27 protein-coding genes and 1 pseudogene are annotated in these 24,802 nt (G+C 63.4%); 13 read left to right on the top strand and 15 right to left on the bottom strand.

Going from position 1 to position 24,802, the window contains the following annotated elements:
- Positions 1-22: 22 nt before the first annotated feature.
- The 4 genes from NKH22_RS20075 to NKH22_RS20060 all read right to left on the bottom strand — a co-directional run bounded on the left by NKH22_RS20075 (position 23) and on the right by NKH22_RS20060 (position 3,469).
- The gene (locus NKH22_RS20075) at positions 23-721 is read right to left on the bottom strand and encodes a DnaJ domain-containing protein (RefSeq protein ID WP_023693434.1); all 699 of its coding nucleotides are present in this window, start codon (positions 719-721) and stop codon (positions 23-25) included.
- On the bottom strand, positions 721-1,446 hold the full coding sequence (locus tag NKH22_RS20070; RefSeq protein WP_352910712.1) for a VWA domain-containing protein: 726 nt from the start codon (positions 1,444-1,446) through the stop codon (positions 721-723). Before NKH22_RS20070 ends, NKH22_RS20075 begins: the two co-directional genes overlap by 1 nt.
- Positions 1,447-1,549: 103 nt before the next feature.
- On the bottom strand, positions 1,550-1,987 hold the full coding sequence (locus NKH22_RS20065) for a DUF1489 family protein (RefSeq protein WP_023671006.1): 438 nt from the start codon (positions 1,985-1,987) through the stop codon (positions 1,550-1,552).
- 78 nt (positions 1,988-2,065) lie between these two features.
- Positions 2,066-3,469 carry an L-serine ammonia-lyase gene (locus NKH22_RS20060; RefSeq protein WP_023730130.1) on the bottom strand — a complete coding sequence of 468 codons (1,404 nt, stop codon included), beginning with the start codon at positions 3,467-3,469 and terminating at the stop codon, positions 2,066-2,068.
- A gap of 272 nt (positions 3,470-3,741) precedes the next feature.
- On the opposite strand from NKH22_RS20060, the gene NKH22_RS20055 reads away from it, so the two are divergent.
- Positions 3,742-4,485: a DUF599 domain-containing protein gene (locus NKH22_RS20055; protein ID WP_023671004.1), complete on the top strand. Its 744-nt coding sequence runs from the start codon at positions 3,742-3,744 to the stop codon at positions 4,483-4,485.
- Here the strand turns inward: NKH22_RS20055 and NKH22_RS20050 are convergent.
- The 7 genes and pseudogenes from NKH22_RS20050 to NKH22_RS20020 form a co-directional block, all read right to left on the bottom strand.
- Positions 4,434-5,230 (bottom strand): annotated as a pseudogene (locus tag NKH22_RS20050) (YdcF family protein). The gene NKH22_RS20055 and the pseudogene NKH22_RS20050 overlap by 52 nt on opposite strands.
- 7 nt (positions 5,231-5,237) lie before the next feature.
- A complete protein-coding gene (locus NKH22_RS20045; protein WP_023671002.1) occupies positions 5,238-5,768 on the bottom strand; it encodes a hypothetical protein in 531 nt (176 codons plus the stop codon).
- Position 5,769: 1 nt separating this feature from the next.
- Positions 5,770-7,335: an amidase gene (locus NKH22_RS20040; protein WP_352910710.1), complete on the bottom strand. Its 1,566-nt coding sequence runs from the start codon at positions 7,333-7,335 to the stop codon at positions 5,770-5,772.
- The gene (locus tag NKH22_RS20035) at positions 7,335-7,790 is read right to left on the bottom strand and encodes a GNAT family N-acetyltransferase (RefSeq protein ID WP_023706217.1); all 456 of its coding nucleotides are present in this window, start codon (positions 7,788-7,790) and stop codon (positions 7,335-7,337) included. The genes NKH22_RS20040 and NKH22_RS20035 overlap by 1 nt, the downstream gene beginning before the upstream one ends.
- 7 nt (positions 7,791-7,797) lie before the next feature.
- Positions 7,798-8,085 (bottom strand): Asp-tRNA(Asn)/Glu-tRNA(Gln) amidotransferase subunit GatC, encoded by a 288-nt coding sequence (gene gatC / locus NKH22_RS20030; protein WP_023670999.1) that lies wholly within the window; start codon positions 8,083-8,085, stop codon positions 7,798-7,800.
- Positions 8,086-8,194: 109 nt separating this feature from the next.
- Positions 8,195-8,611, bottom strand: coding sequence for a hypothetical protein (locus NKH22_RS20025; RefSeq protein ID WP_352910708.1), 417 nt, complete (start codon positions 8,609-8,611; stop codon positions 8,195-8,197).
- Between the two features lie 43 nt (positions 8,612-8,654).
- Entirely contained in the window at positions 8,655-9,362 is a 708-nt protein-coding gene (locus NKH22_RS20020; protein ID WP_023684673.1) for a metal-dependent hydrolase, read from the bottom strand.
- A 181-nt stretch (positions 9,363-9,543) separates the two neighbouring features.
- Here NKH22_RS20020 and ruvX point away from each other — a divergent pair, with 181 nt between their 5' ends.
- Positions 9,544-10,050, top strand: coding sequence for a Holliday junction resolvase RuvX (gene ruvX / locus NKH22_RS20015; protein WP_023726663.1), 507 nt, complete (start codon positions 9,544-9,546; stop codon positions 10,048-10,050).
- Here ruvX and NKH22_RS20010 read toward each other — a convergent pair.
- The 3 genes from NKH22_RS20010 to NKH22_RS20000 form a co-directional block, all read right to left on the bottom strand.
- Positions 9,968-10,309, bottom strand: a complete 342-nt coding sequence (locus tag NKH22_RS20010; protein WP_023693426.1) for a DUF6105 family protein — start codon at positions 10,307-10,309, stop codon at positions 9,968-9,970. The genes ruvX and NKH22_RS20010 overlap by 83 nt on opposite strands.
- Positions 10,309-10,896, bottom strand: coding sequence for a hypothetical protein (locus NKH22_RS20005; RefSeq protein ID WP_023688597.1), 588 nt, complete (start codon positions 10,894-10,896; stop codon positions 10,309-10,311). The genes NKH22_RS20010 and NKH22_RS20005 overlap by 1 nt, the downstream gene beginning before the upstream one ends.
- 124 nt (positions 10,897-11,020) lie before the next feature.
- Positions 11,021-12,649, bottom strand: a complete 1,629-nt coding sequence (locus tag NKH22_RS20000; RefSeq protein ID WP_023688598.1) for a DNA alkylation response protein — start codon at positions 12,647-12,649, stop codon at positions 11,021-11,023.
- A gap of 196 nt (positions 12,650-12,845) precedes the next feature.
- Between NKH22_RS20000 and NKH22_RS19995 the strand changes: the two genes are divergently transcribed.
- Genes NKH22_RS19995 through dprA form a run of 4 tightly spaced genes read left to right on the top strand, consistent with a single transcriptional unit; the run spans position 12,846 to position 16,877 of the window.
- The gene (locus NKH22_RS19995; protein ID WP_023670992.1) at positions 12,846-13,808 is read left to right on the top strand and encodes an aspartate carbamoyltransferase catalytic subunit; all 963 of its coding nucleotides are present in this window, start codon (positions 12,846-12,848) and stop codon (positions 13,806-13,808) included.
- A complete protein-coding gene (locus NKH22_RS19990; protein ID WP_352910705.1) occupies positions 13,805-15,091 on the top strand; it encodes a dihydroorotase in 1,287 nt (428 codons plus the stop codon). Before NKH22_RS19995 ends, NKH22_RS19990 begins: the two co-directional genes overlap by 4 nt.
- Positions 15,092-15,147: 56 nt before the next feature.
- Positions 15,148-15,753, top strand: coding sequence for a glycerol-3-phosphate 1-O-acyltransferase PlsY (gene plsY, locus NKH22_RS19985; protein ID WP_023670990.1), 606 nt, complete (start codon positions 15,148-15,150; stop codon positions 15,751-15,753).
- Complete coding sequence (dprA, locus tag NKH22_RS19980; RefSeq protein ID WP_352910703.1) at positions 15,750-16,877, top strand: DNA-processing protein DprA; 1,128 nt, start codon at positions 15,750-15,752, stop codon at positions 16,875-16,877. Before plsY ends, dprA begins: the two co-directional genes overlap by 4 nt.
- Before the next feature lie 217 nt (positions 16,878-17,094).
- Here dprA and NKH22_RS19975 read toward each other — a convergent pair whose 3' ends face one another.
- Positions 17,095-18,237, bottom strand: coding sequence for a hypothetical protein (locus tag NKH22_RS19975; RefSeq protein WP_023822217.1), 1,143 nt, complete (start codon positions 18,235-18,237; stop codon positions 17,095-17,097).
- Between the two features lie 249 nt (positions 18,238-18,486).
- Between NKH22_RS19975 and NKH22_RS19970 the strand changes: the two genes are divergently transcribed.
- The 7 genes from NKH22_RS19970 to NKH22_RS19940 all read left to right on the top strand — a co-directional run bounded on the left by NKH22_RS19970 (position 18,487) and on the right by NKH22_RS19940 (position 24,791).
- The gene (locus NKH22_RS19970) at positions 18,487-19,371 is read left to right on the top strand and encodes a dihydrodipicolinate synthase family protein (protein ID WP_023822218.1); all 885 of its coding nucleotides are present in this window, start codon (positions 18,487-18,489) and stop codon (positions 19,369-19,371) included.
- 23 nt (positions 19,372-19,394) lie between these two features.
- A complete protein-coding gene (locus NKH22_RS19965; protein ID WP_023688610.1) occupies positions 19,395-20,054 on the top strand; it encodes a GntR family transcriptional regulator in 660 nt (219 codons plus the stop codon).
- Between the two features lie 65 nt (positions 20,055-20,119).
- Entirely contained in the window at positions 20,120-21,457 is a 1,338-nt protein-coding gene (locus NKH22_RS19960) for an ABC transporter substrate-binding protein (protein ID WP_023822219.1), read from the top strand.
- A complete protein-coding gene (locus NKH22_RS19955) occupies positions 21,457-22,395 on the top strand; it encodes a carbohydrate ABC transporter permease (protein ID WP_023670984.1) in 939 nt (312 codons plus the stop codon). Before NKH22_RS19960 ends, NKH22_RS19955 begins: the two co-directional genes overlap by 1 nt.
- Complete coding sequence (locus NKH22_RS19950) at positions 22,396-23,217, top strand: carbohydrate ABC transporter permease (RefSeq protein ID WP_023700756.1); 822 nt, start codon at positions 22,396-22,398, stop codon at positions 23,215-23,217. It abuts the gene before it with no gap.
- A gap of 39 nt (positions 23,218-23,256) precedes the next feature.
- Complete coding sequence (locus NKH22_RS19945; protein WP_352740931.1) at positions 23,257-24,318, top strand: ABC transporter ATP-binding protein; 1,062 nt, start codon at positions 23,257-23,259, stop codon at positions 24,316-24,318.
- Between the two features lie 272 nt (positions 24,319-24,590).
- Positions 24,591-24,791 (top strand): integrase arm-type DNA-binding domain-containing protein, encoded by a 201-nt coding sequence (locus NKH22_RS19940; RefSeq protein ID WP_023822221.1) that lies wholly within the window; start codon positions 24,591-24,593, stop codon positions 24,789-24,791.
- Positions 24,792-24,802: the final 11 nt, after the last annotated feature.

Below are 24,802 nucleotides of genomic sequence, written 5' to 3'. Positions count from 1 at the left end.
AAATTTACTGCGTCGAAGGAGACTAGTTGTGATTGGAGAGCAAGACGTCCTTGGCTTCGTTGATCCGCGCCGCCAGGAAAGACGTGCCGCCGATGTCGGGGTGCAGGCGCTGCATCAGGCGGCGGTGCGCCTTGCGGACATCCGCCGCGGCGGCCCCCGCTTCAAGACCAAGGATCTTGTAGGCCTCCTCCTTAGTCATGGCGCCCGCACCTGGCGCAACACCCAGCCCTTCGCCACCGTTCGCCTCAGCGTCTTTGCGCCAGACGGGAAAACGGCCGTCAAGATACGTCTCTAGGAGTTGGCGGCTCTCCGGGTCGCCGGGGAGTTCGCGGTAAAGCTGCTGCAGCTCGGCCAGGCCCATCGCACCCAGCATCTTGCCTTCATGGCGGCCGGCCAGAACCAGGCCTTCAAGCCCGCCCGTATCGTGATCAAGCTCCATTTCCAATGCGGCGGTCCGCACCGTCGAGCGCTTGCCGGGCGCCGGCCCGAGCGACGGCCGCTTCATTCGCATCGAACCGTACCAGGCAAGGGCCGCGGCCAGAATGAGGCCGGCAATGCCTTCGCGCCCGACCACCAGCACGGCGAGCCCGACCAGCGCCAGAAGCACCGGCCCGAGCGTGCGCATGCCGCTTGCCAGTTTTTGCGCATCGGCGCGGACAAAGATCGTCGCCGCGCCGAGCAGCACCAGAAACAGTGCAACAAGTGCAATGATAGCGCCCATCAATTCCCGCCGCCCCTGAGATGCTCGATCAGCAGCCGGTCTCCCGGCCTGTCCCTTGCCTCGAGCGCCTTCAATCCGCCGGTCGCATAGACGGCAACCGCCGAAAGCAGCCCGGCCAAGGTCGCGGCAGCCCGCCGATCAAATCGGAACCAAGCCCCTTTGGACAGCCGCGCAATCTCCTTGAACGCCTTTTCTGCGCCGGGATCATGGCCTTCCTGGAAGACGAAGACGGGAACGCCGTGCAGACCGAGGCTGCCGGCCTTCTGCGCCAGGTCGTCGATATCCTCTTCTATGGCGTCGCCGATATAGACCAGAGCATTGACCTTGGCCGCCGCCGTTTCCTTCAGCGCATGCGCCAGCACCTTGCCGATCTGGGTGTGGCCGGCACGGCAGTCGATCCGCGTCATCAGCTGCTTCAGGGCATTGGTGTCGGCGACAAAAGCCGACGAGCGGCACTCGCCCAACCCGCGAAAATAGGCCAATTGGACACTGAGGGTGCCGGCCTTGCCAACGGCGTCGAACATCTCGCCCTGCAGCTTGGCGGCGACATCCCAGGTCGGCTGGCGGCTCATCGTTGCGTCGAGGGCAAGGATCAGCCGGCCCGTGCCGGTCGCGACAAGCGTCCGGGCCTGACGGATAAAGGCGTCGATCTCGCCGGCATTGGATTGAGGCTTGACCGGCGCAGGACTGGCCCTTGCGGGCACGCGCTGCTTCTTGTCGCTCATAAGAAGCAAGATGTGGCGTTGTCGGCCCCCTTGCAAGTCCAGCCTTGGACAAGATGAAGGGCCAGCGCTCGACGCTCTGGGAGAAGCGGCCGCGCCCTTGGCTCTACAGCAAGCCCAGATCGGCGAGCTCGCGCTTCAGTTTCGGCGGCATCTCGACCATTCCGGCCTTGCCCTTGCCGATATCTGCGGGCGCATCCGAAGGTTTGAGATAACGCCAGCCCTGGAAGGCGCGGCGCGGCTGCCAGTCGGTGCGCACGACGTCGAGGTCGAGCATCAGGCGGCAACGGCCGATGCCTTCGTCGTCCGTGAAGGGCCTGATATCAGTGATCAGCTGGCGGCATTGCACGCTGCCCTTGATCACCCAATAAAGCGAACCGCCATCGGTGACCTCGGCGCCGCGCGTCGGCACCATGCGGGTGGTGTGCCAGTGCTCGGCGGGTTCGCCGGCGCGGCGGCGCTCATCGAGGCGGAAGGCGATCCATTCTTCGAGGTCCTCGACGCTGTCGCAACCGACGCACAGTTTTAGGAGATTGAGTGCCATCGCTTAAGGTTTAGTCTGGCGCGCGATTGCGTCAACGGCCCTGCCCGACTTCTCCACAGTGCCAGTGGCGTTGCACGGTCAGCATTCCACGACATTGACGGCGAGCCCACCAAGGCTGGTTTCCTTGTACTTCTCGTTCATGTCGAGGCCCGTCTGGCGCATTGTTTCGATCGCGGCGTCGAGCGGCACGAAATGGACGCCGTCGCCTTTGATCGCCAGAGAGGCGGCGGTGACCGCCTTGACGGCGCCGAGCGCGTTGCGCTCGATGCAAGGCACCTGGACCAGACCGCCGACTGGATCGCAAGTCATGCCGAGATGATGTTCGAGCGCGATTTCGGCGGCGTTCTCGACCTGCTCGGGCGTGCCGCCCATGACGGCGCAGAGACCCGCGGCAGCCATCGCCGAGGCCGAACCGACCTCGCCCTGGCAGCCGACCTCGGCGCCGGAGATCGAGGCATTGGTCTTGATGATGCCGCCGACGGCGGCGGCCGTGAGCAGGAAGTCGCGGATGCTCGGCTGGTCGGCCTCGGGGTGGAAATGCAGCCAGTAACGCAGCACCGCCGGCAATGTGCCGGCCGCGCCATTGGTCGGCGCGGTGACGACGCGTCCACCGGCGGCGTTCTCTTCGTTCACCGCCATGGCGTAGATCGACAGCCAGTCATTGGCCAGCAAAGGGTTGGGCTTGTTCTGCTGCCATTGCTCCTGCAGCTTGTCGTGCAGCATGCGGGCACGACGGCGCACTTTCAGCCCGCCCGGCATGATGCCGTCCTGCGACAGGCCGCGGTCGATGCAGCCCTTCATGGCGCCCCAGATCGCATCAAGGCCGCTGTCGAGCTCCTCGCGCGACATATGCGTCTCTTCATTGATGCGCTTCATGTCGGCGATAGACAGGCCGCTTTTGCCTGCCATCTTCAGCATCTCGACGGCATTCTTGAAGGGATAGGGCACCTTCTTGCCTTCTGTGGTCACCGAGCCCTTCACCTTCATCCGCTGCAGCTCTTCCTCGGACACCACGAAGCCGCCGCCGATGGAATAGTAGATGCGCTTGAGCAGCAGCCGGTCGCCGGCATCGTAAGCGTAGAAGGCCATGCCGTTGGCGTGGCCGGTGAGCGGCGTCTTGCGGTCGAGCACCAGATCCGTCGCCGGATCGAAGCGATAGGAGGGATGGCCGCGTGGCGATATCCGCTTCTCGGCGGCGATGCGCGTGGCGATTCCCTCGGCCTGATCGGGATCGACCGTCTGCGGTGTCAGGCCAGCAAGTCCGAGGACAACGGCGCGATCCGAGCCATGGCCGATACCGGTATAGGCGAGCGAGCCGTGCAGGCTGGCGCCAATGCGATCGACCTTGACGCCGGCCGGGCGCGGCCAGTCATCGCCGGCGATCTCGTCGAGAAACCGCCGCGCCGCTGTCATCGGTCCCATCGTGTGCGAACTCGACGGTCCGATGCCGATCTTGAACAAGTCGAAAACCGAAAGAAACACGCTGCGCCGTCTCCGGGAATGGGATCAAGACCTACATATAGGACTTTCCATGATGTTTGTGCTGTTTTGCGGATTGCGGCGCTGCACCTGCCGACCTTGTTTGCTCCGGCAGCGACATCCCCGGCTGAAAGCGCGTCGCGCTGAAACGGATTCATGCGACGCGCTTTAAGTTCTTGTTTTAATGCATGTGGTTGTCCCAGAACCGCAGCTCACTTCTGGGCGACATGCTTTGGAGCATCGAACTGACCGCTTTGCCTGTGGTAAAAGGGGGCATGGGCGATTCCTTCCATCTGTCGACGGCTGATCTGGCGGCGCTGGCTTTTTTCCTGCTCGCATGGTTGCTGCATACGCTGGCGTCCGACGGCAGACTGGTCAGCCGGGTGTCGTTGACGATGGCCATGAACGTGCAGCGCGAGGCCTGGATGCGCACCATGGCCGAGCGCGAAATCCGCATCGTCGACACCGCCATCATGAGCGGCCTGCAGCAAGGCACCGCCTTTTTCGCCTCCAGTTCGCTGATTGCGCTCGGTGGCTGTTTCGCGCTGCTTGGCGCCTCGGATCAGGTCCTTGCCGTGCTGAACGACCTGCCGTTGAACGCGACCTCATCGCGCTCCGCCTTTCAGATCAAGGTCTTTGGTCTGGTCCTGATCCTGGCCTTCGCCTTCTTCAAGTTCGGCTGGGCCTACCGTCTCTTCAACTACTGCACGATCCTGATCGGCGCGGTGCCGATCCCCTATGGCGAGGCGTCACGCAACCCGGTCAGCGAAACGGCGGTGTGGCGCGCGGCGCGCATGAACATGCTGGCCGGCAAGCATTTCAATTCAGGCCTGCGCGCGGTGTTCTTCTCGATCGGCTATCTCGGCTGGTTCGTCGACCCGATCGTGTTCGTGCTGTCGACGCTGCTGCTACTGGCAGTGCTGGTGCGGCGTCAGTTCTTTTCCGCCGCAAGGCAAGCCGTGATCGGTCAGCCGCCCGGGCCGGGGAAAAGCTGGTCGATCCGGCCCGACAGCCAATAGGCGGCGAGCCCGATCCACTCGCGGATCGCCATGGTCGTGGTCTGCAGCGAATCGGGTGCGTTGTCGCGAAACAGGCCAAAGCCTTCCTTGCCCGAGGTGCGATAGTCGACCGGCCACGGGACCGTGTGAAAGCCGGCCTTGTCGAACAGCGCCTTGGCGCGCGGCATGTGGAAGGCGGAGGTCACCAGCAGCCAGGTTTCGCCCGATTTCGGCGTTACCAGTTCCTTGGTGAAGACGGCATTCTCATAGGTGTTGCGGGATTTGCTCTCGAGCATCAGGCGATCGGCGTCGACGCCAAGCGCACCGAGCAGCCGCGGCGCGGTGGCCGCATCCCCCTCGCCATCGATGAACAGTTCACCGGTGCCGCCCGAGATAACCACTTTCGCCTCGGGAAAGCGCCGGGCAGGATCGCCGCCTCGACCATGCGGTCGCCGCCGGAATTCAGCTCATAGCCGCCGCGCGCCAAGTTGATGGCGCCCTCGAAGCCGCCGCCGAGCACGACAATGCCGTCGACCTTCCGCGGCAGCGGCGGCTTTGGGAAGCGCTCTTCGAGCGGATTGAGCATCATGGCGCCAAGCGACGTCCAGGCCGACAGCGCCAGAATCAGGAAGGCGAACACACTGCCCGTCGCCGCCAATCGCCGGCGGCCGATCAGCGCCGCGAGCAAGCCGGCAAGCAGCAGGAAGATCGCCAGGTTGAGTGGTTGGACGAAGAACCAGAATACCTTGGAGAGATAGAAGAACATTGCCTGCCTATCTCCAGCTCAAATTGTGACGGCCGGTGAAGTGCTCGACCGCACTCGCTACCGCTTCCGCTTCGAGGCGGCTTAACTCCCTGCCGAAAACAAGGACGCCGTTCGCGTTGGTCAAGCTGATGACTTCCGACAGTCCCACTTCGTCCGTGGGATAGGTATGGTCGAGGATTTCGACCCTAAGATGCCCTTTCAAAGGCAGTGACCACCGATTTCGCAAGGAACCCCTCACCGAGCGCACGGCTGCAGTGTCGGTCAGCCGCAGGGTTTCCCTGCCGAACACCCGCCAGATGAAATCCTTGCCCAGGAAATAGGTGAAGAGGGCAATGACCGCCACGAAGGACAGCAGGCCGAGCGTGCCGCTGGTGAGCGTTGCGGACGACATATCCGTCAATCCCATGTAGCCGGTGTAGGCGACGATCGCGGCCCCGATCAGGACAAAGACTGTCCTGAAATCCGAGGTGCGTGGCGGGTTCGTGATCAGCAGTTCGTTTCCCGTCTCGACGATGGAAATGCGAGACGGAGGCGGCATGCTACCACCACTTCTCCGGCTGGAAGGTTCCCGCCGCCTGCTCGATAACGGCGGCTGTCTGGAACAGGGTTTCCTCGTCGAAGGGACGGCCAATCAGCTGCAGGCCGAGCGGCAGGCCCTTGGCATCGAGGCCGGCAGGCACGGCAATGCCCGGCAGTCCGGCCATGTTCACGGTCACCGTGAAAATGTCGTTGAGGTACATTTTTACCGGATCGGCGGCCATGTCCTCGTCGGCGATGCCGAAGGCGGCCGACGGCGTCGCCGGCGTCAGGATGACGTCGACGCCGTCGGCAAAAACCGTCTCGAAGTCGCGCTTGATCAAATTGCGCACCTTCTGCGCCTGCAGATAGTAGGCATCGTAATAGCCTGCCGACAGCACATAGGTGCCGATCATGATGCGACGCTTGACCTCTTGACCGAACCCGGCGGCTCGGGTCTTTTCGTACATGTCGACAATGTCCTGGCCTGGCACGCGCAAGCCATAGCGGACGCCGTCATAGCGCGCCAGATTGGACGATGCTTCGGCAGGCGCTACGATATAATAAGCCGGCAAAGCATACTTGGTGTGCGGCAGCGAAATGTCGACGATCTCGGCGCCGGCATCCCTGAGCCAGGCAATGCCCTTCTGCCACAGCGCCTCGATCTCTTCCGGCATGCCGTCGACGCGGTATTCCCGGGGAATGCCGACCTTCATGCCCCTGATCGGTTTGCCGATCGCCGCCTCGTAATCCGGCACCGGCCGGTCGACGGAAGTGGTGTCCTTGGCGTCGACCGAGGCCATGGACTTCAGCATGATCGCGGCATCGCGCACGTCCCGGGCGATCGGGCCCGCCTGATCGAGCGACGAAGCGAAGGCGACGATGCCCCAGCGCGAGCAGCGGCCATAGGTCGGCTTGATGCCGACGGTGCCGGTGAAGGCGGCTGGCTGGCGGATCGAGCCGCCGGTGTCGGTGGCGGTGGCGCCGGCGCACAGGAAAGCCGAGACGGCGGAAGCCGAGCCCCCCGACGAGCCCCCCGGCACCAGTTGGGCATTGTCCAGCGTGCGCGCGGTCTTCGTGCCGCCGGCCGAAACGAAACCGCCATCGCCCTGATGCGTGGTCGGCATCACCACCGTGTCGAGGCGCGAACGCCGCCACGGATTGACGACAGGGCCGTAATAGGAGGTCTCGTTGGACGAGCCCATGGCGAACTCGTCCATGTTAAGCTTGCCCAGCATGACGGCGCCGTCTGCCCACAGATTGGCGGTGACGGTCGATTCGTAGCGCGGCTTGAAGCCGTCCAGCACATGGCTGCAGGCCTGGGTGTGGATACCTTCGGTGCCGAACAGGTCCTTGATGCCGAGCGGGATGCCTTCCAGCGCACCGCCCTCGCCCTTGGCGAGCCTGGCGTCGGAAGCTTTGGCCATATCGCGCGCCTTGTCGCCGGTGACGACGATGTAGGCATTGAGCACCGGATTGGCGCGCTCGATGGCACCGAGATAGGCCTCGGTGATTTCGACGGCCGAAATCTCCTTGGCGCGCAGCTTGGCGCGCGCCTGCGAAATTGTCAGATGGGTCAGTTCGCTCATCAAAGGCTCTTTTCGTAAAACACCGACCACTCGGAATCGGGATAATCCAGCACCGGCCCGCAGCGCGAGAAGCCGGCGCGTTCATAGACGGTCCAGGCGGCGGGATGGCGGTCGCCGGTTTCAAGCACCAGGCGCTTCAGCCCTTCGCTGCGCGCCAGCGTTTCGACATGCTCGACGATCTTGGCGCCGATCTTCCTGCCGCGATGCGAGGGCCGCGTGTACATGCGCTTGACCTCACCGACGCGGGCGTCATGGCGCTTCAGCGCGCCGCAACCGATGGCTTGCCCGTCGTCGCGGGCGATGAACACGGTGGTGTCGTCGCCAGCCATCTGCTCGACCGTCAGATGATAGCAATGCTCCGGCGGCGTCAGTTCGAGCAGCGTCGCGTTGAGCTCCTCGACCAAAGCGCGGACATCGTCCTGCAGCGGCGTTTCGATGGCGATCTCGATTGCCATCGGCCAGCTACTCCACGACCTTCGGCACGAGGAAGAAATTCTCGTCAGTGGCCGGCGCGTTGGCGACGATATCGGCAGCCTTGTTGCCGTCGGTGACGATGTCTTGGCGCTTCTTCATCTCCATCGGCGTCACCGATGTCATCGGTTCGACGCCGGAGACATCGACCTCGTTCAGCTGCTCGACAAAGCCCAGAATGGCGTTCAGCTCGCCGGTCATGCGCTCGGCATCCTCCTCGCTCACCGCAATGCGGGCGAGACGCGCGACGCGCTTCACAGTTTGCAGATCAACGGACATGTCTTTAGCCTTTGGGAAAACCAGATGCGCTATAGCGGCGTGGCGCGTGCCGCGCAACATCGATCGTGCTTGGGGATAGAGCCCGTTCATGCCAGGGCGGCATTTCAGCCTAGGGCAGCGATACACCCTCGCACAGATAATAGCTGCCGCCATTGCCGGCCTGCTCGCCTTCGTCGGCGGTCGGGCGCACCGAGACGATGTCGATTTGGGTCGCGTTCATCTGCGTGATCGACAGTATATCGGGAAAGAGAAAGCCCGGCTCCTGGCAGATGGCAGTGACCGCCCAGCTCGGCGAGCGCGTCGCCTTGGTGACCTGGACGAACTCGCAATTATACTCGACGCTTTCCAGGCCGTCCGCCGACAAGATGACATTGCCGGTGTCAATCAGCGTCTGCAGCGTGTCCTTTTTGGCTTGCGCGCAAAGCTCCTGGGTCTGGAGGTAAACGCCCTTGATGAAGTCCTCGGCGGCTGATGCGGGCGACGCCGCAACCAGCATCGACACGCAAAGAGTCACTCTCAAGCCCATGGTTTGATTCCCTTTGCGACAAGGGATCGTTCAAACGATCGCTTTATAGTGTGATCGTTTGGCCGATCGCTGGCAAGGCTACGTCGACACCTGACCCTTCGAGGCCGGCCACGAACTTCTCCGCCGTCGCGTCGATGATCGGGAAGGTGCCGAAATGGCAGGGAACGACCGTGTCGAAGTGGAAGAAGCGCCGGCAGGCCAGGGCCGCCACTGCGCCGCCCATGGTGAAGCGGTCGCCGACCGGCACGAGGCCGATCTTCGGCTCATGCAGTTCCTCGATCAGCGCCATATCGGAGAAGATGTCGGTGTCGCCCATATGGTAGAGCGTCTTGTCCTCCGGGAAATGCAGGACCAGCCCGTTGGGATTGCCGAGGTAGACGTTCTGGCCGCCATCGAGCCCAAACGACGAGGAATGCAGTGCCTGCACGAATGTGGTGGTGAAGGCACCGCAATCGACGGTGCCGCCATGATTGCCGGGATTGATCTTCTTGCCGTCGACGCCCTTGCCGACCAGGTACATGCAGATCTCGTAATTGGCGACCAGCTGGGCGCCGCTCTTCTTCAGCACCTCCACCGCGCCGCTGACATGGTCACTGTGGCCGTGGGTCAGAAGCACATGGGTGACGCCTTCCGCCGGCCCCTCCCAGCCGCTCGTCCATGATGGGTTGCCGACGAGATAGGGGTCGATCAGGATGGTCGCGCCTGATGTCTCGACGCGGAAGGCGGAATGTCCGTACCAGGTCAATTTCATCGATCGTGTTCCTCGATTTTGGTTGCGCCGGAAGATAGAACGCCGGCAGCAAAATTAAAGTGACATAGTGTGCTCGCGGTTCAAAAGAACGTGTCGCGCTCTTTGTGACGGCAAGTCTGGGTCACGGTAAGTCTGGGTCACGGTTAAGACTGGGTCACGGTAAAACTGGTTGGGAAAGCCGTTGGGCATCATAGCAATCGAGGATCTGCCGTCACGCCTGGAAGGCGGCAGGACGCTGGCCGGACTCGACCTCGGCGACAAGACGATCGGTGTCGCCGTTTCCGACCGCGGCCTGTCCTTTGCCCATCCGCGCCCTGTCATCCTGCGTAAAAAGTTTTCGCTGGATGCGGCAGCGCTGCTCGCCCAGCTGCAGAAGGATAATGTCGGCGCGTTTGTACTCGGCCTTCCTATCAACATGGACGGCTCGGAAGGTCCCCGCGCCCAGAAGTCGCGCGCCTTCGTGCGCAACATGGCAGGCATAACCGACCTGCCCTTCGTGCTGTGGGACGAGCGGCTGTCGACGGTGGCGGCGGAGCGGACGCTGATCGAGATGGATTTCTCGCGCCGAAAGCGCGCCGGCAAGATCGATTCGGCGGCTGCGGCCTTTATTCTGCAGGGAGTTCTGGACCGGCTCCAGTCGCTTGACCCACGCGATCGGACGGAACCGGATTCCCCGCCTGCCGCCTGACCCAGGCCGTGATGTTGCGGCGGCGGCGAAACGCCCACAATGCCATCAGCAGGAAGCCGTCAAAGACGCAGGCCCTTGCCACCATGCCCGGAATGATCGCCGGATCGATGCCCAGCATCTGCCCGTAGAGCTGGAACACGAAATCATGCAGCTGCCGGCTGAGCATGACGTAGCCGAAATTGATGTCGTTGAGCGACAGGAAGAACCAGCCCCAGAACAGAGCGAGTGGCGCGGCCCACAATGCGAACAGCGTGCGCATCAGTGACCGTCCCTGCGGCTGGAGCCGCCTCTGGGACCGCTGGGACCAATGTCCGGACGGCCGGAAATGCGCGACAGCAAGGAGCCGTGCGCGGCACCCTTGGCCATGGCATGGGCGGTGGCGCGACTCTCTGCCTCCCGCGAAACCATGACGGCGAAGACCGACCTCCGCTCGGCCAGCATGGCGACATAGGAGGCCAGAAGTGCCGCCAATTGCACGGCGACAACCAAAAACAGGCCGTTGATGCCTCGCGCTGCGCCGCCGATCAGGATCAGCGACAACACCGCGGATGCCGAAATGAAGGCGGTCCGCGCCACACTGTCGGCTCCGTCTGGGCTCGCTGCGGCGTTAACCAGACTCTCGACGAAGACCCAGCAAAACAGCACCGCCACGACCAGCAAGGCGATGGCCAGCGGCGCCACGACGGCAGCATTGTCGAGATCGGCCAGACGAGTGTTTTCCACGACGACGCCGAGCACGCCCAGAGCGCCCGCAACGCCGCGGTTTCCATCGACACAGATGAACGCCAGCAGGGCGAAAACCAGCGCCCAGTGCAAGGCCAGAAAGGACGTCAAAATGTGCCGCATGGCATTCCTGCTTTGGTGACAAAGACAGTGGGGTCTGCGGCCTGCGGCTGCAACGGAAACCATTCGTTAAGGTTAACGGCTTTCCACAGGCAGGCAAATTCGTTCAAGGCCTGGCGGAAGGCCCTCAATTCACCGGCGGATAGAGCGTGTCGACGATCATGCGCGCATCGTGGCGCGAATCGAGCATGCCATAGGTGTTGCGCCACTGGCCGGCGAGCCGCGTCTCGACGAAGGCGTCCGCAATCCGCCCTGCCCCCAGCCGGCGCAATTCCGCAGCTGCCGCCGACAGCGCCAGCTGTTCGGTCAGCAGGCGGGCCGACCCCTCATCGGTGCCGGCGACCTGCATGGCCGCCTTGAGCACGCCAATGGTTCCGCGTCCGCCGGCGCCGAGATCGCGGTCGATGCCGGCCAGCACCTCCTCGAACAGGCCGGGCGCGCGGCCGAGCACGCGCAGCACGTCGAGCGCCATGACATTGCCTGAGCCCTCCCAGATCGCATTGACCGGGGCTTCGCGGTAGTAGCGGGCGAGCGGCGCTTCCTCGACATAGCCATTGCCGCCGAGGCACTCCATCGCCTCATAGAGCAGTGGCGGCGCGATCTTGCAGACCCAGTATTTGACCACCGGGGTCATGGCGCGGGCAAAAGCAGCCTCGCCGCGGTCGCCGGCAGCCTCGTCGAAGGAGCGCGCCAGTCGGAACGAGAGTGCCGTGGCGGCGGCGACATCGAGCGCCATGTCCGCCAGCACGCGTTGCATCAGCGGCTGTTCGATCAGCGTCGAGCCGGCCACCTGGCGGTGACGGGCGTGATGCACGGCCTCAGCCAGCCCCGCTCGCATGATTGCCGACGAGGCGACGGCGCAGTCGAGCCGGGTCAGCGTGACCATGTCCATGATCGTCTTTATGCCGGCGCCGGGCTCGCCGACCATCTCGCCGATGGCGTTGACGAACTCTACCTCCGACGAGGCGTTGGAGCGGTTGCCGAGCTTGTCCTTCAGCCGCTGGAAGCGGAAGCCGTTGCCGGAACCGTCGCCGAGGATGCGCGGGACGAGAAAACAGGAAAGCCCTTCCGGCGCCTGTCCAAGCACGAGAAAAGCGTCCGACATCGGCGCCGACATGAACCATTTGTGGCCGGTGAGGCGATAAAAGCCGCTGCCGGCGCGTTCGGCCCGTGTGGTGTTGGCGCGCACGTCGGTGCCGCCCTGCTTTTCGGTCATGCCCATGCCGAGCGTCAGCCCGGTCTTGTCAACCGGCGGCTTCTGACTCTGGTCGTATTTGCGCGTCGTCACGCGCGGCGCCCATTCGCGAAACAGCTTTGGGCTGGCCATCAGGGCGGCCAGCGAAGCGCTGGTCATGGTGATGGGGCAGAGATGCCCGGTCTCGAGTTCGGCGGTCAGGTAGAAACGCGCGGCGCGCACCTGATGGCGACGGCCGATCTCGCTATCGCCGTTTTCCCAGATCGAGGAATGCAGGCCGCCGGCAACCGAGCGGCGCATCAGCGCATGATAGGCCGGATGGAATTCGACGAGGTCGATGCGCCGGCCCTGACGGTCATGCGTGCGGAGCTTCGGCGTCTCGACATTGGCGAGGCGCGCCAGCTCCTGCGCCTCCTGCGTCAGGACGAACCGGCCAAGCCCGTCGAGGTCCTTGCGCACCGGATCGGAAAAACGCTCGGCAAGCTGGATCAGCAACGGATCGCCCCGCCAGGCGTTGCCGCCCGTCAGCGGCGGCGGCTGGTTGGTCACGTCGTCGGTCACGCCCAATCCTTCTGAAAGTAGAAGGGCCTTCTAACGGTAGAAAGGCCTTATCATCACAAGGCTTCGAATCCGAAGCAATCGGCTAGATATAGCCCAAGCCAGGCGGCGCGCGCGACGAAAATACCGGGGAGAAAGGCCGCAATCCCAAGCTGGCGCTTGCGGCAAGGAATTCTCCCCCCTATAGCAGCGCCTTGAGATGACCGACGCTTCGTCCCTGCCGCTTTATCCTCACCGCCATCTTCTGGGCATCCGCGATCTTTCCCCCGGTGATATCGAGCTCCTGCTCGACCGGGCCGATCGCGCCGTCGCCATTTCGCGGCAGTCCGAAAAGAAGACCTCGACGCTGCGCGGCCGCACCCAGATCAACCTCTTCTACGAAGCCTCGACGCGCACGCAGTCGTCGTTCGAACTGGCCGGGAAACGGCTCGGCGCCGACGTCATGAACATGTCGGTGGCGAGCTCTTCGGTGAAGAAGGGCGAGACGCTGATCGACACGGCGATGACGCTGAACGCCATGCGGCCCGACATCCTGATCATCCGCCACCAATCGGCGGGCGCCGCCGCCCTTTTGGCGCAGAAGGTCGGCTGCTCGGTGGTCAATGCCGGCGACGGCGCGCATGAGCACCCGACGCAGGCGCTGCTCGATGCGCTGACTATCCGCCGCGCCAAGGGGCCGCTGTCGAAACTGATCGTAGCGATCTGCGGCGACATCCTGCATTCTCGCGTGGCGCGTTCCAACATCATGCTGTTGAACGCGCTTGGTGCGCAGGTGCGTGTGGTGGCGCCGTCGACCCTGCTGCCGTCCGGCATCGAGAAAATGGGCGTCATCGTCTCGCGCTCGATGGCCGAGGGCCTCAAGGGCGCCGACGTGGTGATGATGCTGCGCTTGCAGCGTGAGCGGATGGAAGGCGCCTTCGTGCCTTCGGTGCGCGAATATTTTCGCTATTTCGGCCTCGATGCCGAAAAGCTGAAGGCCGCCAAGGACGGCGCGCTGGTGATGCATCCCGGTCCGATGAACCGCGGCGTCGAGATTGCGTCCGAAATCGCCGACGGTCCCCAAAGCGTCATCCAGGAACAGGTCGAGATGGGTGTCGCCGTGCGCATGGCGGTGATGGAAGCGCTGCTCGACCCGCGCCGCAACGAGGGCCGGGTCGCATGAGCACGACGGTCTTTGAGCGCGCCCGCATCGTCGACCCGTCACGCGGCATCGACGAGGTCGGCACCGTCATCGTCGAAGGGAAAAAGATCGTTGCCGCCGGCAAGGCTGCCCTGAACCAGGGCCTGCCGGCGGGAGCCACCGTGGTCGACTGCGCCGGCAAGGCAATCATTCCCGGCCTGATCGACGCGCGCGTCTTCATCGGCGAACCGGGCGGCGAACATCGCGAGACCATCGCTTCGGCCAGCGTTGCGGCGGCGGCCGGCGGCGTTACCTCCGTCGTCATGATGCCCGACACCGACCCGGTGATCGACAATGTCGCGCTGGTCGAATTCGTGCTGCGCACCGCCCGGGACACGGCAAGCGTCAACATCTTTCCGGCGGCGGCGATCACCAAAGGCCTCGCCGGTCGCGAGATGACCGAATTCGGCCTGTTGCGCGAGGCCGGTGCGGTCGCCTTCACCGATGGGCGGCACACAATATCCAGCACACTGGTGATGCGCCGGGCGCTGACCTATGCCCGCGATTTCGGCGGCGTCATCGCACATGAGACACAGGATGGCGACCTCGCTTCGGCAGGCGTGATGAATGAAGGCCTGTATGCCAGCTGGCTCGGCCTTGCCGGCATTCCGCGCGAGGCCGAGTCCATCCCGCTGGAGCGCGACCTGGCGCTGGCACGGCTGACGCGCGGCGCCTACCACGCGGCCAAGATCTCGACGGCGATGGCAGCGCAAGCGATGACGCGCGCGAAAGCCGACAAGGCCAATGTCACGGCGGGCGTGGCGATCCACAATCTGTCGCTGAACGAGAACGATGTCGGGGAATACCGCACCTTCTTCCGGCTGACGCCGCCTTTGCGCGCGGAGGAAGACCGGCTGGCCATGATCGAGGCGGTCAAGGACGGCACGATCGACATCATCGTCTCCTCGCACGACCCGCAGGATGTCGACACCAAGCGCCTTCCCTTCGCCGATGCAGCTGCCGGCGCGATCGGGTTGGAGACGCTGCTTGGAGCAGCGCTTCGGCTCTACCACAATGGCGACGTGCCGCTACTTCGGCTGGTCGAAACACTGTCCACCGCACCAGCAAGGCTGTTCGGCCTGCCGGGCGGCACGCTGAAGCCGGGAGCGCCGGCCGATCTTGCGCTGATCGACCTTGAAGAACCCTGGATCGTGAGTGAAAGCGGCATCCGCTCGCGCTCGAAAAACACCTGCTTCGAAGGTGCGCGGCTGCAAGGCATGGTCTTGCAAACGCTGGTGGCGGGCCGCACAGTGTTTTCGAGCTAGAGCGATCGCGCCACGTCGCAGACCGATATGTTGCTGGGGAAATGCGAGGGCAAACAATGAGTTATAACGTTATCCTGGCATTGCTGTTCGGCTATCTCCTCGGCTCGATTCCCTTCGGCCTCTTGATCACCCGCGCGGCCGGCCTCGGCGATGTGCGCAAAATCGGCTCCGGCAATATCGGCGCCACCAACGTTCTGCGCACCGGCAACAAGGGCCTCGCCGCCGCGACGCTGGTGCTCGACGCGTTGAAGGGTACGGCGGCGGTGATGATCGCGCGCCATTTTGGGCACGACTACGGACTGTGGGCCGGCCTTGGACTCTGGGCGGGCCTTGGCGCCTTCCTTGGCCATCTGTTTCCGGTCTGGCTCGGTTTCAAGGGCGGCAAGGGCGTGGCGACCTATCTCGGCGTGCTGATCGCGCTCGGCTGGCATGTGGCGCTGATTTTTATCGTCGTCTGGCTGGCGATGGCTTTTCTGTTTCGCTATTCCTCGCTGGCAGCGCTGACGGCGGCGGTCATCGTGCCGATCCCGCTTTATTTCTGGAGCACACCTGAGACCGCCGGGCTGTTCCTGGTGATGAGCCTGATCGTCATCTTCAAACATCGCGCCAACATTTCGCGCCTTCTTGCCGGCACCGAAGGCAAGATCGGAGCCAAGGGTTGAGCAAGCCCGCCGCCGGGCCGCGCCTCAGCGACCGGCAGCGGCTGAGCTGGCTGCGGCTGATCCGCACACAAAATGTCGGCCCGGCCTCGTTTCGCGAATTGATCAACCGCTTTGGTTCGGCGGAGGCGGCGTTGGAGATGCTGCCCGAGCTGATGATTTCGGGCGGAGCCAAAAGGATCATGCGCATTCCTTCCGTGGAGGAAGCCGAAGCGGAACTCGACGCAGCCAGTGAAAACGGCGCCCGCTTCGTCGGCATCGGCGAGGCCGACTACCCGCCGATGCTGAAAAACATGGACAATCCGCCGCCACTGATTGCCGTGAAGGGCGAGGCAGCCGTCTTTCGCCTGCCGGCGGTGGCCATCGTCGGCGCCCGCAACGCGTCGCTCGCCGGCATCAAGATGGCGCGCATGCTGGCGGCGGATCTTGGCCGCGACGGCTACGTCATCGTTTCCGGCCTGGCGCGCGGCATCGACACGGCAGCACACCAGGGCAGTCTCTCGACTGGTACAGTGGGTGTGCTGGCCGGTGGGCTCGATGTCCCCTACCCGCCCGAAAATATCGGCTTGTGCGAAGACATTGCCGAGCGTGGCGGCGCCGTTATTTCGGAAATGCCGTTCGGCTGGCAGCCGCGGGCGCAGGATTTTCCGCGCCGCAACCGGCTTGTCGCGGGCGCCGCCCTCGGACTGGTGGTGATCGAAGCTGCGCAACGCTCCGGCTCGCTGATCAGCGCGCGCCTGGCCGGCGAGATGGGCCGGCTGGTCTTTGCCGTACCGGGTTCGCCGCTCGATCCGCGCTGCGCCGGCTCCAACGGGCTGCTCAAGGATGGCGCCACCCTGGTCACCGAGGCGGCCGACGTTTCCGGTGCGATCGCACCCTTGGCGGGCACGCGAACGCGAAGCATTGCGCCGCCAGAAAAGGCACCCGATTTTTCGGCAACACCCCCGCCCGGTGAGGACGAACGCAGCGCCGTGCTCGAGGCGCTGGGCCCAACGCCGGTGGGCGTGGACGAGATCATCCGCCACACCGGCCTCAACGCCGCGCAAGTCTCCATGGTGCTGCTGGAACTCGACCTTGCCGGCCGCATCGAGCGCCATGCCGGCGGCAATGTCTCACTGGTTTCGTGACGTTCCACCCGATCCCGCCGCACGTCGGCCGCAACTCACGCGTCGAGGGTCACGCCGGCGGCGCCAACGCCGGTACAGATCCACCGCAGGGTATTTTTCCAGGCGGCTCTCGGAAAAGCACTCCGCCATTCCAGGGCTCTCCGTTGCACTGACGATCACGCTCGCAATGGCATACTCGACAGCTGACGAAAACCGGGCTCGACAGTCTGCGCATCAGTCAGCGGAACAGATACTTCGATACCTCCGGATTGCCACGGCGCCACATCACATTGTCGAGAAAATAATGGTGCACATTGATGAAGATGAGCACGATGAAGAAGAACAGCGATGACCCCAGCACTTGCCTGTCATAGGGAATCAAAGCCGTCAGCGCGGATGGGATCAGCCAGAAGCCGAGATAGCCAAGGGCCGTGCCGCCGACGATGAAGCCGAGGAGCCGAAACCTGTAGAGGGGGCCAAGAAAGGACAGGATTTTCGGCTGCGGATCGCCTTCGGCATCGGAACTGTCTCGCTCGACGTTCGTCTGGTAGCGCCAGACCACGGCGAGATACTGCAGCGAGTGGAGCGCGGGCACGATCAGCAGCCAAAGCGGGTTTACGCGCGCGATCAAGATCCAGAGATAGAGCGACGCCACATAGGCCACCAAACCGTTATAGGGCAGGCCGCCGCCGTTCTTCCGCCAACGATTGACCAGCATCAAGAGCGTGGCCGTCGTCGACGCAACGGCCGCCAGCATGGCGATGTCGGTAATCCAGGAAGGGGCCGCGAATGTGTAATAGTCCAGGCCATAATATTTGCCCTGGGTGACCGCCGTATTCGTCTGCAGCCATGCCAGAATCCACACGGCATAGGAGTTGACCAGCAGCACCTTCTTGTCGCGGTCGTCGAAGAATTTGCGCTTCAGCACCGCATCCACCATCAGCATGCCGTAGCCCTGCTTGACGTAGTGCCAACCGACAAAAAAGAACATGGCGTTGGTGGCATAGCCGAGCAGGCGCGTGTTCGCCGCCGCGGCGCCATAGGCAAAGAACCCGGCCATGACCAGGGGCACGACAATGCCCGCGAAGATGTAGCGGAGCTGCAAGCTCCTGTCGTAGCCGTCGCCCGTCACCTTGCGCCCGAAATTGCGGTAGAAGAGCTGGTAGGAGTGGGCGAAGTGGGGATAGTTCACGAGATAGGCCACGAAGACCATCGTTGCGGCCACCGGACCTTCATATTCGAGCGGAACGAGAAACAGCACCGGCAGGATGAGAAAGGCGCTGCCGCCCAGCATGAGGAAATCGGCGACCGGGCCGAAGAGGTACTTTTGAGGCGCCGCCGCCTTAGGAGCGACAGCATCCGCCGAAAGCTGAAGTGTCATGTCAGAACCCTCCCCTGGGAAAGGCTGAGTTTAGCCATCGACTGGGATGGGGACAAGGTTGGAGCTGCCGCTCCGCGCCCGAACACTGGGCCATCCTGCTGTTTCGCCAATGGTCTCGATCCGCCATGAGCTTCGAACCCGTGAACCGCTCGATAAGGCCCTCCGCTGTTAAAAAAGCGCACCACCCCAATTTACGACTAACATGTTAGTGTGCTAACACGGCATATACACCTACTTCGGAGACCTCCGGTGACATCACGCTTTGGCCTTTCGGCCGCTCTCGCCACGCCTTTCGATGCCCGCGGGCAGATCGCCACCGCCCCCATGATCGCTCAGGCCAAAAGTTGCCTGGCGCAGGGTTGCGGCAGCGTGACGCTTTTCGGCACCACAGGGGAAGGCGCGTCGGTGGGCACGACGGAGCGGCGGTCGGTGACCGAAGCCATGCTGGCTGCTGGAATCTTGCCGCATCAACTCGTTGCCGGCGTGCTGGTCGACGCCGCCGAAGACGCCGCCGAACAGGCACAGCATGCCTTGCAGCGCGGCGCCCGAAACATTCTGCTGGCCCCGCCAAGCTACTTCAAGAATGTCGGCGACGATGGCCTTTTCGGCTGGTTTTCCGCCGTCTTTGCCGCGCTTGGCCCCCTCGCCCGTGACGTGCTGCTCTACAACATCCCTTCGGTTACCATGGTGCAGCTTTCGCTTGGCCTGATCGGCCGGTTGCGCACTGCTTTTCCCGACGTGGTCGCCGGGGTGAAGGATTCCGGTGGAAATTGGAGCTACAGCGAGGCGCTGCTTGCCGCCCATGGCGATCTGGTGATCCTGATCGGCGATGAAAGGCATCTGGCGCGTGCGGTGCGACTGGGTGCTCAAGGTGCAATCTCGGGCATGGCCAATTTCGTCCCGGGCGAAATCCGCGCCATGGCCGAGGACGGGCGCGACGATCCTCGCGTCGAAAGTTTTGTGCTCGAATTGCTGAAATATCCGGTCACCCCCGCGGTAAAGGTCATGGTGGCGCGCAAGACCGGCGACGAGCGGTGGCTGGCGGTCCGTCCGCCGCTGGAGCCGATTGCGTTGCAAGGGCAGCAGCAGCTTGCCGCAGCCTATGACAGCCTGTTTGCCAGGGAACCGGCCTGACCGGCAAAGGGAAGCGCGCCGAAATGGAAGACGGCAACGAACCGACCACCCTCAGGGAGAAGGCCTATGCCAGCTTCACGCGGCATTTGCTGGCGCGCGACTTCAAGCCGGGCCAGTTCGTGTCGCAACGTGAGCTGGTTGCCTTCACCGGACTGCCGCTCGGCGCCATTCGCGAGATCGTGCCGCGTCTCGAGGCGGAAGGACTGCTGACGACCATCCCGCAGCGCGGCATGCAGATCGCCCATATAGACATCAGCCTGATCCGCGAGGCCTTTCAGTTCCGCCTGTTCATGGAGCGTGAAGCGGTGGCGCTGTTTACGGTAAGCGCCTCCGATGCCGAGCTTGCCCGCTTGCGGCGCGAGCATGAGGACATGCTTGCCCAGGCGCTGGCGCAAACCCCGACGCCGGAGATGGAGGCCAAGGCGCAGACCATCGACTGGGCCATGCACGACACGTTCATCGATGCGCTGGGCAACGAGATCATCGCCAAGGCCTATCTGGTGAATTCGGTGAAGATCCGCCTGATCCACCAGGAGCGGTTCCGTATCGACGGGCGCGTCGTGCCGGTCATGCGCGAGCACCTGGCGGTGATCGATGCGATGCAGAGCCGCGATCCTGGGAAGGCGGTCGAGGCCATCAGCCAGCATATCGAAAAGGCGCGCCGGCTGGCGCTACAAATCTGAGGAAGCATGAGCCGCGCCGCGGTCGCTGTGGCGCAATCAACAACGACAACACCGGGAGGAAGAAAATGTCATCCAATCTGTTCAACCCAACCAGGAGGCAACTCCTCCAGGGAACCGCGGCGCTTGCCGCCGCCAGCTTTGCGGGCGTTCGCCCAAGCTTTGCCGCCGGCGTCGACTGGAAGCGCTTTGCGGGAACGACGCTTGACGTCAATCTGGTGAAAAGCCCGCGCAGCGACACGCTGATAAAATACATCGCCGAGTTCGAGGAACTGACCGGGATCAAGGTCAATGCCGAAGCGACGCCGGAACAGCAGCAGCGCCAGAAGACGGTGATCGAACTGAGCTCCGGCAAACCGAGCTTCGACGTCGTGCATCTGAGCTACCACGTGCAGAAGCGCCAGTTCGAAAAGGGCGACTGGCTGGCCGACATATCAGGCTATCTCGCTGACCCGACCCTGACCGATCCTGCGCTGGTGGAAACCGATTTCGCCGATGCCGGCATGCTGTTTGCCAAGGACGGCCAGGGCGTGCTGCGCTCGCTACCGTTCTCAGTCGACTACTGGATCGTCTACTGGAACAAGGAATTGTTCGAGGCCAAGGGCCTCAAATACCCTGAAACCTTCGAGCAATTGGTGGCGGCGGCCGAAGCGCTGACCGACCCGTCGACCAACACCTATGGATTTGTCGGCCGCGGCCTCAAGAACGCCAACACGCCGGTGTGGACGTCGCTTATGCTCGGCTACGACATGACGCCGCTCGACGACAAGGGCAAGCTGCGCACGACCTCGCCCGAGGCGGTCGAGGCAGCCAGCCTCTACCAGCGGCTGATGACCAAGTCGGCGCCTCCAGGCGTCACCGGATTCAACTGGGCCGAAGCCCAGTCCGCCTTCCTGCAAGGCAAGATCGGGATGTGGTTCGATGGCGTCGGCTTTGCCCCGCCAATGGAAAATCCGGAAAAGTCACGAGTGGTCGGCAAGGTTGGCTACGGCGTCATGCCGAAGGGGCCCAAGGCGCATGCCGCCGGCACCTTTGGCGACGGCCTCGGCGTGACGGCCACCAGCGAGAAGAAGGAGGCCGCCTACCTCTTCTGCCAGTGGGCGATTTCGCCCGCCATGGGCGCGCGCCTGCTGCAGGCGGGTGCCGGCGTGCCGTTCCGCAAGTCGGTGCTGGAAAATCCCAAGGTGCGCGAAGGCGTCACCATGCCGGCGAGTTGGCTCGATGCCGTGGTCGGCTCGGGCAATGTCAGCCGGCTGTCGCTGCCGGTCATCATTCCGGTCACCGAGTTCCGCGACATCTATGGCGTGGCGCTGACCAATCTGATCGCCGGCGCCGATCCGGCGGAGGAACTAAAGAAGGCCACCGAGCAGTTCCAGCCGGTGCTCGACCGGAGCGAGCAAGGCTGATGTCCGCCATCACCCCAGAACGCACCGGGGTGACGACGCAAGCCATCGAAGGGGGCCAGACCATCCGTCTGGCTCCCAACTACTGGCCTTTCGTCGTCCCGGCGCTCGTCGTCGTCGGCGCCGTGATCGTCTTTCCCTGGGCCTTCACGCTGTGGATGAGCGTCAACCGCTGGACCCTCGGACAGGCGCGAAGCTTTGCCGGGATGGAAAATTACCTGCGGCTGGCAGTCGACCAACGCTTCTGGGAATCGCTTTTCCATACGCTGACCTACACGGCGCTTTCGGTCGCGGCGCCGATGTTCCTTGGCACTGTCGCGGCGCTGATCTTCGACGCCAAATTTCCGCTGCGCGGCCTGTTGCGCGGCGTCTTCGTCATGCCGATGATGGCAACGCCAGTCGCCGTGGCGCTGGTCTGGACGATGATGTTCCATCCCCAGCTTGGCGTGCTCAACTATCTGTTGTCGCTGGTCGGCATTCCGGCGCAGGAATGGATCTTTAACGCCAGGACGGTCATCCCGTCCCTGGTTGCGGTCGAGACCTGGCAGTGGACGCCGCTGGTGATGCTGATCGTGCTGGGCGGCTTGGCCTCCGTGCCGCGCGAGCCCTTCGAGAGCGCCGAGATCGACGGCGCCAACGCCTGGCAGCAGTTCCGCTATCTCACCTTGCCGATGATCGCGCCGTTCCTGATGATCGCCATGATCATCCGCACCATCGATGCGCTGAAGAGTTTTGACATCATCTACGCGATGACCCAGGGCGGACCGGGCACGGCCTCGGAAACCATCAACATCTATCTCTACAACACCGCCTTCTCCTACTACGACATCGGCTATGGCTCGGCCATGGCCGTGGTGTTCTTCATCGTCATCGTCGCGCTGTCCTTCATCCTGCTGATGCTGCGCCAGCGCTCCCAATGGATCGGGGTGGAGGGCAAATAGATGAGTTCACGGCTGCTCAACCGGATCGGGCTGTTTTTCGCGGCTCTGGTCTTCGTCTCGCCGGCGATCCTGTTCTTCCTCTGGATGATCTCGCTGTCGCTGAAGTTCGAGATCGACAACGGTGCCTACCCGCCGATCCTGATCCCGGAACATCTCGCCTGGTCGAACTATGTGAAGGTATTCGAGGAGAACAATTTCCTGCTCTATTTCTGGAATTCGGTTCTGGTGACGGGCACGGCAACGTTGCTGGCGCTGCTGATCGGCGTGCCGGCGGGCTATGGCATCGCGCGGCTCAAGGCCGAACGCTCGGCGGTGGTCATCATGATCGCCCGCATGACGCCGGGGCTTTCCTATCTCATTCCGCTGTTCCTGCTGTTCCAGTGGGTCGGCATTCTCGGCACGCTGTGGCCGCAGATCATCATCCATCTGGTGGTGACGGTGCCGATCGTGGTCTGGGTGATGATCGGCTATTTCGAGACCACGCCGATGGAGCTGGAAGAAGCGGCCAACATCGATGGCGCCAGTTCCTGGCAGGTGTTCCGGCTGGTCGCCTTGCCCATCGCCAAGCCGGGCATTGTCGTCGCCTTCATCCTGTCGATCATCTTCTCATGGAACAATTTCGTCTTCGGCATTGTGCTCGCCAGCCGCGAGACCCGCACGCTGCCGGTCGCCGTCTACAACATGCTTTCCTACGAGCAGGTGAGCTGGGGTCCGCTCGCCGCCGCAGCACTTGTGGTCACGCTGCCGGTGCTGGTGCTGACCCTGTTCGCGCAAAGGCAGATCGTCGCCGGGCTGACCGCAGGCGCCGTCAAGGGCGGCTGAGGCACGGCCCCGACATGACTCATTTCCGGGAGAAATCCAATGGCATCGGTAACAATCAACAACGTTCAGAAGGCTTTCGGAGCCGCCAAGATCATCCACGATGTCAGCGTCGACATCGCCGATGGCGAATTCGTCATCCTGGTCGGGCCGTCGGGCTGCGGAAAGTCTACGCTGCTGCGCATGATTGCCGGACTGGAAACGATCACGGGCGGCAGGATCGCCATTGGCGATCGCGTCGTCAACAATCTCAGGGCGCGCGACCGAAACATCGCCATGGTGTTCCAGAACTACGCGCTCTATCCGCATATGACGGTGGCCGACAATATGGGCTTTGCCCTGAAGATCAAGAAAGCCGATCCGGCCGACACCGCCGGCCGCGTCGGCAGGGCCGCCAGCATTCTCGGCCTGGACAAGCTGCTCGACCGCTATCCGCGTCAGCTTTCCGGCGGCCAGCGCCAGCGCGTCGCCATGGGCCGGGCCATCGTGCGCGACCCGCAGGTGTTCCTGTTCGACGAGCCGCTGTCCAATCTCGACGCCAAATTGCGAGTGCAGATGCGCGGCGAGATCAAGGCGCTGCACCAGCGGCTGGGAACCACCACCATCTACGTCACCCACGACCAGATCGAGGCCATGACCATGGCCGACAAGATCGTCGTGCTGCATGACGGCCTCGTCGAGCAGATCGGCGCGCCGCTCGATCTCTACGATCGCCCGGCCAACCTCTTCGTTGCCGGCTTCATCGGCTCGCCGGCGATGAATTTCATTCGCGGCCATGTCGAGGAAGGCGTTTTCCGCAGCGCCGGTGGACTGATCTTGCCGCTGCCAGAAGGCATCGACCTGACCAACATTCCCGGCGGCGACCTCATCTACGGCATCCGGCCCGAACACATCCGAGCGACGACCGCCAAAGGAATCCCCGGCACGATCGTGCTTCTGGAAGCAACGGGTTCGGAAATATTTGCCAGGGTCGACTGCGCCGGAGAAGAAATCTCCTGCCTTTTCCGCGAGCGGCTGGCACTGAAACAGGGCGAGCAGATGCGCATCGAGATCGACCGCGCCTGTGCTCATCTGTTCGACGTCAAGACCGGGCGGCGATTGTAGGCGGCGACGGGGGCTGCTGACAGGGAGCAACTTTCGCACGAAATATTTCTGGTGAGCGCGTCGGGGTTCGAACCCGAGACCTACTGATTAAAAGTCCGTTTTGGCCGCTTTTCCTAAGCACCTGCTTTCATTACCAAATTGTGAGGCTCCCTTCGTAAGCCACTGTTTCTTAGATGCCATCTTTTGACACGCCCTGCCAAAGGATGTCATTTTCTGCACTCAGTTTGTCGCGACGCCGACGGACACAGTGCGGACACGGGAGAACATGGAACGTGGCGGAAAAGCTGTCTGAGGCGATTGTAAAGGGCCTGGCTGCACCAGCCAACGGTAGCAGGATTGTCTACGACGAGGAAACCAAGGGCTTCGGCGTGCGGCTGACCGCTACCGGCGCCAAGTCGTTCATTCTCAACTATCGAACTCGGAAAGGCCGCGAGCGCCGCATCACCATCGGATCCGTTGAAATCTGGCTGTGAAGCGTCCACGA

This window comes from Mesorhizobium sp. M1252 (assembly GCF_040318265.1).
Lineage (GTDB): Bacteria > Pseudomonadota > Alphaproteobacteria > Rhizobiales > Rhizobiaceae > Mesorhizobium.
Note: the sequence above shows the minus strand (reverse complement) of the source record. Positions and strands in the feature narration are given on the sequence as shown.